Source organism: Aeromicrobium sp., from assembly GCF_014378035.1.
Taxonomy (GTDB): Bacteria; Actinomycetota; Actinomycetes; order Propionibacteriales; family Nocardioidaceae; genus Aeromicrobium.
This window is the reverse complement of the sequence record NZ_JACMOM010000168.1, coordinates 1-8,911: the sequence shown is the minus strand read 5'-3', so window position 1 is coordinate 8,911 and position 8,911 is coordinate 1. Positions and strand designations below refer to the sequence as shown.

Here is an 8,911-nt window from a genome sequence, read left to right as displayed (position 1 = left end):
CTCGATGTCGGCGCGCACGCGCTCGTGCTCGTCCTCACGCCGGGCCAGCAGACACACCGTCGCCCCCAGCCGGGCGAGCTTGCGGGCCGCCTCGGCGCCGATGCCGCTCGACGCGCCGGTGAGCACCACGGTGGTGCCCGACAGCTTCACGGAGCGTCGCCCCCGAAGAGTGCGGCGAGCATCCGCACGCAACGTCTCATCATCTGCTCGGCGCTCTCCTGGGGATGGTCCATCCACCAGTTCATCAGGGAGTCGACGATGCCGAGCCAGACGGCGGTCATGGCGGAGATGTCGAGGTTGTCGTCGTTGCCGGCGATGCTCATGAGCTCTGCCACTCCCTCCTCGGCGAGCTTGCCGATGCGGTCGGCGTACAGCGTGATGGAGTCCGCGATGGGCCCGGTCGAGGGGGCTGTGGTGTCGAAGAACATCCGCCAGAGGTAGGGCTGGGGCTCCAGGAGTGCGAACATGCCGCCGAGCGTTGCCATGCCGCGCTCGATGCCGACCGCGTCACCTTGTGCGATGCGCTCGATCTCGGTGGCGAGCAGCTCTCCGCCACGGTCGAGGCAGGCCTCGAAAAGGCCCTCCTTGGAGCCGAAGTAGTTGTAGATCAGCGGCTTGGAGATGCCGGCCCGATCGGCGACGACCGCGACGGACGTGGCGGCGAACCCGTGGGCGCCGAAGTGCTCCGAGGCGACGTCGAGGATCTGTGTCTCGCGGTCGAGGCGGGGGACGCCCTTGGTGCCGGCATTGGGTCTGACCACGGCTGAAGTCTAGCGGGGTGAAAATGGTGGCGCGGTGATATGAGTGCGTGGTAACTTACCCATCAGTCATATCGGCTGCATCGTCGGTCCGGCAGGAAGGAAGGGTCATGGAGCTGCTCGACCCCTTGCAGAACCCCACTCTTGCCGCCGCACCGTTCTTCGTGCTGTCGCTCGCGGTTGAGCTGGCCGCGTTCAGGTGGCTCGAGACCGACGACGGCCTGCGTGGCTACGAGCGCAAGGACGCCCGCACCAGCATCCTGATGGGGCTCGGATCGATCGTGTCGAGTGCGGTGTTCAAGCTGGGCACCCTCGTGGTCTTCGTGGCGGTGAGCGTCTACCTCGCTCCCTGGCACCTGCCGACTGACGTGTGGTGGTCGTGGGCGTTGCTGATCCTCGGCCTCGACCTCGCGTTCTACCTGCAACATCGCTTCGTTCACCGCGTCCGTGTCGGCTGGGCGGCACATCAGGCCCACCACTCGAGCGAGTACTTCAACTTCTCGACGGCGTTGCGGCAGAAGTGGAACCCGTGGGCGGAAGCGCTGTTCTGGCTGCCGTTGCCGTTCCTCGGGTTCGAGCCGTGGACGCTGTACGTCGCTTTCTCGATCAATCTGATCTTCCAGTTCTTCGTGCACACCGAGCGCATCGATCGCATGTGGCTGCCGATCGAGCTGGTCCTCAACACTCCGTCGCACCACCGGGTGCACCACGGCAGCGACCCGCTGTACCTCGACAAGAACTATGCCGGGATGTTCATCGTCTGGGACCGGATGTTCGGCACGTTCCAGCGAGAGGTGCACCGTCCGACGTACGGGTTGACGGTGCCGGTCGACACCTACAACGTGCTGAGACTGCAGTACGGCGCCTACGGAGAGCTGATCCGTGATGTGCACCGCGCAGCGCGCTGGCGCGACAAGGTGGGTTACGTCTTCATGCCGCCGGGTTGGCAGCCCGGAGAGCGGCGGGCCGAGGCCGTGCAACCTCGTCTCGACCATGCCGACGGCGAGGCGTCCCGTGTCGAGACGTCACAGTCCGCGTGAGAGGCCGCCGTCGACGGGAAGCATGACGCCGGTGAGGAAGCTCGCGGCGGGGGAGAGCAGGAATGCTGCGGCGCGACCGAACTCCTCCGGCTCGCCGTAGCGCCCCAGCGGGATGGTGCTCTCGTGGCTCGCACGTGCGGAATCGGCATCGCCGCTGAGCGCGTCGAGCTGGCGGACGCGTGCCGTGTCGACCCGGCCCGGGAGCAGGCCGTTGACCCGGATGCCACGGGGGCCGAGCTCGTCGGACAGGTTCTTCGCCGCCATCGCGAGGCCGGGCCGCAGCCCGTTGGAGATGCCAAGGCCTGCCACCGGCATCTTCGCGGAGGTCGAGAGGACGAAGGCGATCGAGCCGCCATCTCCGAGCTCGACGGCGACGGCCAGGGCCATGCGGATGGCGCCGAGGAACACCGACTCGAAGGCACTTCTCCACGCGTCCTCGGTGATGCCGAGGATCGGGCCGGCCGGCGGTCCACCCACGCTGATCAGGGCTCCGTCGAGCCGCCCGAACGACTCCTTCGCCGCTGCGATCAACCTGGCCGGCGTCTCGTCGTCGGAGTTGTCAGCCGCCACGCCCACCGCATGAGGGCCGAGTGCGGCGACCGCCTCGTCCACTGCCTGTTGACCGCGGGAGGAGATCACGACATCGGCGCCATCGTTGACGAGGCACTGAGCAGTGGCCAGGCCCAACCCGCTTGAGGCGCCGGTCAGGATGTACGCGCGGCCGCCGAGTCCCAGATCCATGTGCCAACACTAGGTCCTCGGTCAGGTGCTGGAAGGTGTGCACAGCGCGTCGGCGAGGGCGTCGAGTGACCCGGGGACCAGCGCGTAGAACGACCAGGTACCGCGCTTGGTGCGGGTGAGCAGGCCGGCGTCGACCAGGATCTTCAGGTGGTGCGACACGGTGGGCTGCGACAACCCGACGGGTTCGGTGAGGTCGCAGACGCACGCCTCACCGCCCTCGTGGGCGGCGACGATCGAGACGAGCCGCATGCGAGTGGGGTCGCCCAGCGCCTTGAAGCGCGCGGCGAGGCTCGCCGAGTCGTCAGCGCTCAGCGCCTCACCGACGACGGGCGAGCAGATGGTGGTGCAACAGTCTGAGGCCTGCACAGCAGTCACCGATGTCGTCATCTCTCCAGTGTGCCTGTTGCATTGACATCTGTCGATGATCGGACCACGATTGAGCCATCGACGTCCTTCGATCCGCACCATTGGAGTTGCCCCTGTGACCACCATCGACGCCCCGGTCATCGATCGACTGTCCCGCCTCGACCGTTTCCTCCCGGTCTGGATCGTGCTTGCCATGGCCGGCGGCCTCGTGCTCGGCCGCACGATCGACGGGCTCGACGACGCGCTCGACTCAGTCAAGATCGGGTCGGTCTCATTACCGATCGCCATCGGCCTTCTCGTGATGATGTACCCCGTGCTCGCCAAGGTTCGCTACGACGAGACCAGCCGCGTCACGGGCGACCGGAGGCTCCTCGCGGCGTCGCTGGTGATGAACTGGGTCTTCGGACCGGCGCTGATGTTCGCCCTCGCGTGGCTGTTGCTGCCCGACCTGCCGGAGTTCCGCACGGGCCTGATCATCGTCGGTCTCGCCCGCTGCATCGCGATGGTCCTGATCTGGAATGACCTCGCCTGCGGAGACCGCGAGGCCGCGGCCGTCCTGGTGGCCATCAACTCGGTGTTCCAGGTGTTTGCCTTCGCCGCTCTCGGGTGGTTCTACCTGCAGGTGCTTCCCGACTGGCTGGGCCTGTCGACGACCTCCGCGGACTTCTCGGTGTGGGCCATCACGGCCAGCGTCCTGGTGTTCCTCGGCATTCCGCTGCTCGCTGGCTTCCTCACCCGCACGATCGGGGAGAAGGCCAAGGGGCGTCAGTGGTACGAGGGCACGTTCCTGCCGCGGCTCGGCCCATGGGCGCTCTACGGCCTGCTGTTCACCATCGTCGTCCTGTTCGCGCTGCAGGGTGACGCGATCACCAGTCGGCCGATCGACGTCGTGCGCATCGCCGTGCCCCTGCTGGTCTACTTCGCGATCACCTTCACGCTCGGCATGTCCATGGGCCGCTGGCTCGGCCTGGGCTACGCCAGGACCGCGACGCTGGCGTTCACCGCGGCGGGCAACAACTTCGAGCTCGCGATAGCCGTGGCGATCGGCACGTTCGGCGTCACCTCCGGCCAGGCGCTCGCCGGGGTCGTCGGTCCGCTCATCGAGGTGCCGGTGCTGGTCGGACTTGTCTACGTGTCGTTGTGGGCGCGGAGGTTCTTCCCCGGCCAACAAGCTCCGAGCCCAGGAGCCACGCATGTCTGAGCGTCCTTCCGTCCTGTTCGTGTGCGTCCACAACGCTGGACGCTCGCAGATGGCTGCCGGCTTCCTGGGGTCGTTGGCGGCCGACACGATCATCGTCCGCTCGGCCGGCTCGATGCCCGGCAACCAGATCAACCCCGTCGCTGTCGCGGCGATGGCCGAGGTTGGCATCGACATCGCCAACGAGCAGCCGAAGAAGCTCACCGACGACGCCGTGCAGGCATCTGATGTCGTCATCACGATGGGCTGCGGAGACGAGTGCCCCTACGTCCCGGGCAAGCGTTACGAAGACTGGGTCCTCGACGACCCGGCCGGGCAGGGCATCGACGCTGTCCGTCCGATTCGCGACGAGATCAGGACCCGTGTCGAGGCGCTGATCGCGTCGCTCATCTAGGCATCACGCCTAGGTTTCGATGGTGGCCAGGGCCGGGGTCGAACCGGCGACCCTCCGCTTTTCAGGCGGATGCTCGTACCAACTGAGCTACCTGGCCACCGCCCGCGAACGAGCGACGTTCACCATATCGCACCGTTGAGCCGGGTCAGAAATCAGTCAGACCACCGTGACGGCGGCGTCGGCGGAGATGCGCGGAAGACGGTCGAACCACGGGTTGTCACCGGGGTGGCCGATGTTGACCACGAGCTGGGTACGCCAGCTCGTACCGCCGAAGAACTCGGCGTCGATGCCGGCCGCGTCAAACCCACCCATGGGGCCCGCAGCGAGTCCGGCGGCACGGATGCCGACGATGAAGTAAGCGGTCTGCAGCGCGGTGTTGTAGCGAGCGATCTCAGCGCGAGCAGCCTCGTCAGAGGCAAACATCTCGCCCGCGTCGGGCTTGGGCGGGAAGTGGGCCGACATCAGGTCGTGGAAGTCGACGTCCGCGGCGACGACAGCAACAACCGGGGCGGTTTCGGTCTTGGCGCGGTTGCCCTCGGCCATGTGGGACAACAACCGGCCGCGTCCTTCGGGGCTCTCGACGAGCAACAGCCGCATGGGCTGGATGTTCATCATGGTCGGACCCATCTTGACGAGCTCGAACACCTCGCGCACCTGAGCGGCAGAGACGGGCTCGTCGCTGAACGAGTTGGCGGTACGAGCCTCGCGGAAGAGGACGTCGAGCGTCTCATCAGAAAGGACGAAGGCAGGGTTGGCGGTCGTGGAAGTCATGGAACGTTCAACCATTGGAGGGGCAAAGAAAATCCCACGCACTCGTATCGAATGCGTGGGATTACTCACATGGCGACCCCGACCGGACTCGAACCGGCGACCTCCGCCGTGACAGGGCGGCGCGCTAACCAACTGCGCCACGGGGCCATGCGCATCGCGGCGAACCGCGCACGCAACTGTAACGCACGTCCGGACGGTCGAACAAAACGGGCCGCCCTGCCCGTCGTGGCGGGACGACCCCGGTCGGAGAAGTGGTGCCGTAGAACGAGATGGTCGCCCGATGAGGTCTCGCAGCGATTGCGGGTGGCCCAGCTATCCGACAGACTTTCCGCTGACTGTTCCTTGCCTACCTACTGTTCCGGTGTTTCAGCACCGAGCGCGGAGGACCGCATGATCGAGTACCGCTCCATCGGGAAGACGTTCGCCGACGGCACCGAGGCGGTCGGCGATTTCAGCCTCAAGCTCCCTTCGCGTTCGACCACAGTCCTCGTCGGATCATCGGGCTGCGGCAAGACCACGTTGCTGCGGATGGTCAACCGCATGGTGGAGCCGTCGCACGGTCAGGTGCTGATCGACGACGTCGACGTCGCGACCCGTAACCCCGTCGAGCTGCGGCGGAGCATCGGCTACGTCATGCAGCAGGCCGGCCTGCTGCCGCACCACACCGTGGTCGACAACGTCGCCGCCGTGCTGCGCCTGAAGGGGGTCGGCAAGTCAGAGGCGCGGGACAGGGCGCGCGCCGTGCTCAAGACCGTCGGGCTCGACCCATCGCTTGCCACCAAGTACCCGGCCCAGCTGTCGGGCGGACAGCAGCAGCGTGTCGGCGTCGCCCGCGGCCTCGTCACCGGCCCCAACATCCTGCTGATGGACGAGCCGTTCGGCGCGGTGGACCCGATCGTGCGCGACGAGCTGCAACAGGAGCTCCTACGCCTGCAGAAAGACCTCGACAAGACCATCGTGTTCGTGACCCACGACATCGACGAGGCATTCCTGCTCGGCGACCAGGTCGTCATCCTGAAGAAGGGCGGAGAGGTTGCGCAGGTCGGTTCTCCGGCTGAGATCCTGGCCAACCCGGCCGACGACTTCGTGCGCAGCTTCATCGGTCTCGACAAGGGCCAGCGGACGTTGCACGTCGAGGAACGTGACGGCCACAAGGTCGTGCTCGACGCCAACGGCAAGGCCGCGGGAATCCTGGCCGGATGAACTACCTGTTCGACAACGTCGACACTGTGCGGTCGTTGCTGCTGAAGCATCTGGTGCTCAGCCTCATCCCGATCGTCCTTGGCTTCGTCATCGCGCTGCCCATCGGGTGGTTCGCCAGCAGGAACCAGCGGCTTCGCTGGTCCGTGGCTCCAAGGAGTCCGACAAGGTGACCAAAATTCTCGACGACGTCTCGGCGCAGCTGACGACACAGGATCTGCTCGACCTCAACGGCAAGAACCAGGGCGCCGGCAAGCCGTCGCCGGCCAACCTGGCCAAGCAGTGGCTGACCGACAAGGGCCTCATCTGACCTCCCCATGATCACGACGCCGAGCTGCCTCAGCGTCCAAGACGTGGCACGGGGTGGACGCCAACCCCCGCCGATGGTGGCGAGGAGGGGTGCCGGGCCGGATGGCGGCCGCTGTGGCATGCTCGATCGTTGACCCCAGGAGGTCCGCATGCCCCTCGTCGAGGTGAATGGTGCCCACGTCCACATCCAGGACTCGGGTTCGCCCGAGAGCCATCCCGAAGCACCGGCGGTGGTCTTCGGTCATGGCCTGCTGTTCAGCGGCCGGATGTTCGACGCGCAGGTCGAGCGGCTCAGCAGCCGTTACCGCTGCGTCACGATCGACTGGCGCGGGCAGGGAAAGTCCTCTGCACCGGCGGGCGACTACGACATGGAAACTCTTGCCGACGATGCGGCAGCGATCGTCGAGGGTCTCGGTGCCGGCCCGGTGCACTACGTGGGGCTCTCGATGGGTGGCTTCGTCGGTATGCGCCTGGCCGCCCGACGTCCCGAGCTCATCAGGTCACTGACTCTCCTCGACACGAGCGCAGGGCCCGAGGACCCCGAGAAGATCAGCAAGTACCGGCTGCTCGCCAAGGTCTATGGGCTCCTTGGTCTCGGACCGGTGAGGTCACAGGTCGAGCCGATCATGTTCGGGCCGACGTTTTTGGCCGATCCGGCCTCGACGGTGCACCGCGACGCTTGGATGGCCGAGGTCAGGGCGGTCAAGCGTTCGGGCATGAAGAAGGCCATCTACGGTGTCACCGACCGGCTTCCGATCCTTCCCGAGCTGGGCGCGATCACTGCGCCGACCCTCGTGGTGGTCGGTGCCGACGACGTCGCCACGCCGGTCGCCAAGGCCGAGGTCATCGCGGGGGCGATTGCCGGGTCGAGGCTGGAGATCGTGCCCGACAGCGGGCACTCCAGCACGATCGAACAGCCCAAGGCGCTCAGCGACCTGATCGAGGCCTTCGTCGACCAGCACTAGCCAACGTCGCGGCCGAGAGGCAGGACCAGCCGAATCAGCGACTACGAGAGCGGCTTCTCGTAGTGGCGGAACTCCTCGTCGACCTCATAGCCGTGTCGCGCGTAGACGGCCTGTGCCCGCAGGTTGGTGTGGGCGGTGGCAAGCTCGATCGTCACGACGCCAGCCTCCTTCGCCAGCGTCGCCGCAGTCTCGAGCAGCGCGTCGACGGCGCCGAGGCCCCGCGCTGCCTCGACGACGAACAGGTCGTTGAGGATCCACATCGGGGCCAGCCGGGTCGAGGAGAACGCCGGATAGATCTGGACGAAGCCGACCGTGGCGTCGCCCTCCTTGGCGAGCAGGACGATCGACTGGTCGCGGGCGAGTCGGCTCGCAAGGAACGCCGTCGACGCCTCGAGGTTGTAGGGCTCGCCGTAGAACTCGCGGTAGGACGCGAAGAGTGGGGCAGCGTGGGAGAGGTCGGTGACCTGCGCGCGGACGACATTCATGCGCAAAGCGTCCCACGGTTCGGTGGTACCCCCGACGGTATCCGAAACCCTGCCGCCGCCGTGAAAGGGGACCAGATCTGCTGGGTCAATGGTGGTGACTGATGGTCGCGGCTGATGTCAGGGGAATTCGAACGTCGCCGTAGGTCCTGCGAGGCCGATCGTGCGACAGCGCCACCTACATGGCATCCCCGTAGCATCGGCGAATGCTTTTGATGTCCGATCCACGTGTGTCCGGCGTTCCGGTGATCGAATGTGGAGAGGGGTTGACCAACATCGGCCGATTGCCGGCGTTCCAGCTGGATCCACGCAAGCTGGACCCGACTGGCGTTGGAGCGAAACTGCGTGCCACGGTGGTCGACCGGCTCTTGACCGCCCAGGAAGCCTTGCCCGACGGGATACGGTTCCTCATCATCGAGGGCTATCGACGACCGGCACTGCAACAACGCTACTTCGACGAACACCGTGCGGACGTTGCCCGAATGCACCCCGAGTGGGGTCCCGAACGCCTGATCCATGAAACCAGCAAGCACGTTGCCCCACCCGCTGTCGCGGCCCACCCCTGCGGGGCCGCAGTCGACCTCACCCTGGTCAGAGACGGTCTCGAGCTCGACCTGGGCACCCCCGTCAATGCGACCCCCGAAGACAGCGACCACGCGTGTTTCACGGCCGCCGAGAACATCACCG

At 66.5% G+C, this 8,911-nt stretch carries 13 protein-coding genes, 2 tRNA genes and 1 pseudogene; 8 read left to right on the top strand and 8 right to left on the bottom strand.

What is annotated here, in order from left to right; genetic code table 11:
- The coding region (locus H7290_RS08815; RefSeq protein WP_290513645.1) for an SDR family NAD(P)-dependent oxidoreductase at positions 1 to 126 on the bottom strand (126 nt) is incomplete at its 3' end.
- A gap of 20 nt (positions 127 to 146) precedes the next feature.
- The gene (locus tag H7290_RS08810; protein ID WP_290513644.1) at positions 147 to 761 is read right to left on the bottom strand and encodes a TetR/AcrR family transcriptional regulator; all 615 of its coding nucleotides are present in this window, start codon (positions 759 to 761) and stop codon (positions 147 to 149) included.
- A 107-nt stretch (positions 762 to 868) separates the two neighbouring features.
- Between H7290_RS08810 and H7290_RS08805 the strand changes: the two genes are divergently transcribed.
- The gene (locus H7290_RS08805; protein WP_290513643.1) at positions 869 to 1,798 is read left to right on the top strand and encodes a sterol desaturase family protein; all 930 of its coding nucleotides are present in this window, start codon (positions 869 to 871) and stop codon (positions 1,796 to 1,798) included.
- Here the strand turns inward: H7290_RS08805 and H7290_RS08800 are convergent.
- A complete protein-coding gene (locus H7290_RS08800; RefSeq protein WP_290513642.1) occupies positions 1,784 to 2,539 on the bottom strand; it encodes an SDR family oxidoreductase in 756 nt (251 codons plus the stop codon). The two genes, H7290_RS08805 and H7290_RS08800, sit on opposite strands and share 15 nt — an antisense overlap.
- A gap of 21 nt (positions 2,540 to 2,560) precedes the next feature.
- Positions 2,561 to 2,926, bottom strand: coding sequence for a metalloregulator ArsR/SmtB family transcription factor (locus tag H7290_RS08795; RefSeq protein ID WP_290513641.1), 366 nt, complete (start codon positions 2,924 to 2,926; stop codon positions 2,561 to 2,563).
- A 94-nt stretch (positions 2,927 to 3,020) separates the two neighbouring features.
- On the opposite strand from H7290_RS08795, the gene arsB reads away from it, so the two are divergent.
- Positions 3,021 to 4,106 carry an ACR3 family arsenite efflux transporter gene (gene arsB / locus H7290_RS08790; RefSeq protein ID WP_290513640.1) on the top strand — a complete coding sequence of 362 codons (1,086 nt, stop codon included), beginning with the start codon at positions 3,021 to 3,023 and terminating at the stop codon, positions 4,104 to 4,106.
- On the top strand, positions 4,099 to 4,497 hold the full coding sequence (locus H7290_RS08785; protein ID WP_290513639.1) for an arsenate reductase ArsC: 399 nt from the start codon (positions 4,099 to 4,101) through the stop codon (positions 4,495 to 4,497). Before arsB ends, H7290_RS08785 begins: the two co-directional genes overlap by 8 nt.
- A gap of 20 nt (positions 4,498 to 4,517) precedes the next feature.
- Here the strand turns inward: H7290_RS08785 and H7290_RS08780 are convergent.
- From H7290_RS08780 to H7290_RS08770, 3 genes are all read right to left on the bottom strand, one after another.
- Positions 4,518 to 4,594: transfer RNA gene (locus tag H7290_RS08780), tRNA-Phe, on the bottom strand.
- Between the two features lie 59 nt (positions 4,595 to 4,653).
- Complete coding sequence (locus H7290_RS08775; protein ID WP_290513638.1) at positions 4,654 to 5,268, bottom strand: malonic semialdehyde reductase; 615 nt, start codon at positions 5,266 to 5,268, stop codon at positions 4,654 to 4,656.
- A gap of 70 nt (positions 5,269 to 5,338) precedes the next feature.
- A tRNA-Asp gene (locus H7290_RS08770) sits at positions 5,339 to 5,415 on the bottom strand.
- A gap of 243 nt (positions 5,416 to 5,658) precedes the next feature.
- Between H7290_RS08770 and H7290_RS08765 the strand changes: the two genes are divergently transcribed.
- The 4 genes from H7290_RS08765 (at position 5,659) to H7290_RS08750 (ending at position 7,742) form a co-directional block, all read left to right on the top strand.
- Positions 5,659 to 6,471, top strand: a complete 813-nt coding sequence (locus H7290_RS08765; protein WP_290513637.1) for an ATP-binding cassette domain-containing protein — start codon at positions 5,659 to 5,661, stop codon at positions 6,469 to 6,471.
- A complete protein-coding gene (locus H7290_RS08760) occupies positions 6,468 to 6,641 on the top strand; it encodes a hypothetical protein (RefSeq protein ID WP_290513636.1) in 174 nt (57 codons plus the stop codon). The genes H7290_RS08765 and H7290_RS08760 overlap by 4 nt, the downstream gene beginning before the upstream one ends.
- Positions 6,638 to 6,778 (top strand): hypothetical protein, encoded by a 141-nt coding sequence (locus H7290_RS08755; RefSeq protein WP_290513635.1) that lies wholly within the window; start codon positions 6,638 to 6,640, stop codon positions 6,776 to 6,778. Before H7290_RS08760 ends, H7290_RS08755 begins: the two co-directional genes overlap by 4 nt.
- A 148-nt stretch (positions 6,779 to 6,926) precedes the next feature.
- Complete coding sequence (locus tag H7290_RS08750) at positions 6,927 to 7,742, top strand: alpha/beta hydrolase (protein WP_290513634.1); 816 nt, start codon at positions 6,927 to 6,929, stop codon at positions 7,740 to 7,742.
- A 41-nt stretch (positions 7,743 to 7,783) separates the two neighbouring features.
- Here H7290_RS08750 and H7290_RS08745 read toward each other — a convergent pair whose 3' ends face one another.
- Entirely contained in the window at positions 7,784 to 8,227 is a 444-nt protein-coding gene (locus tag H7290_RS08745; protein ID WP_290513633.1) for an N-acetyltransferase, read from the bottom strand.
- Between the two features lie 263 nt (positions 8,228 to 8,490).
- On the opposite strand from H7290_RS08745, the pseudogene H7290_RS08740 reads away from it, so the two are divergent.
- Positions 8,491 to 8,911, top strand: a pseudogene (locus H7290_RS08740) (D-alanyl-D-alanine carboxypeptidase family protein); the annotation flags it as partial.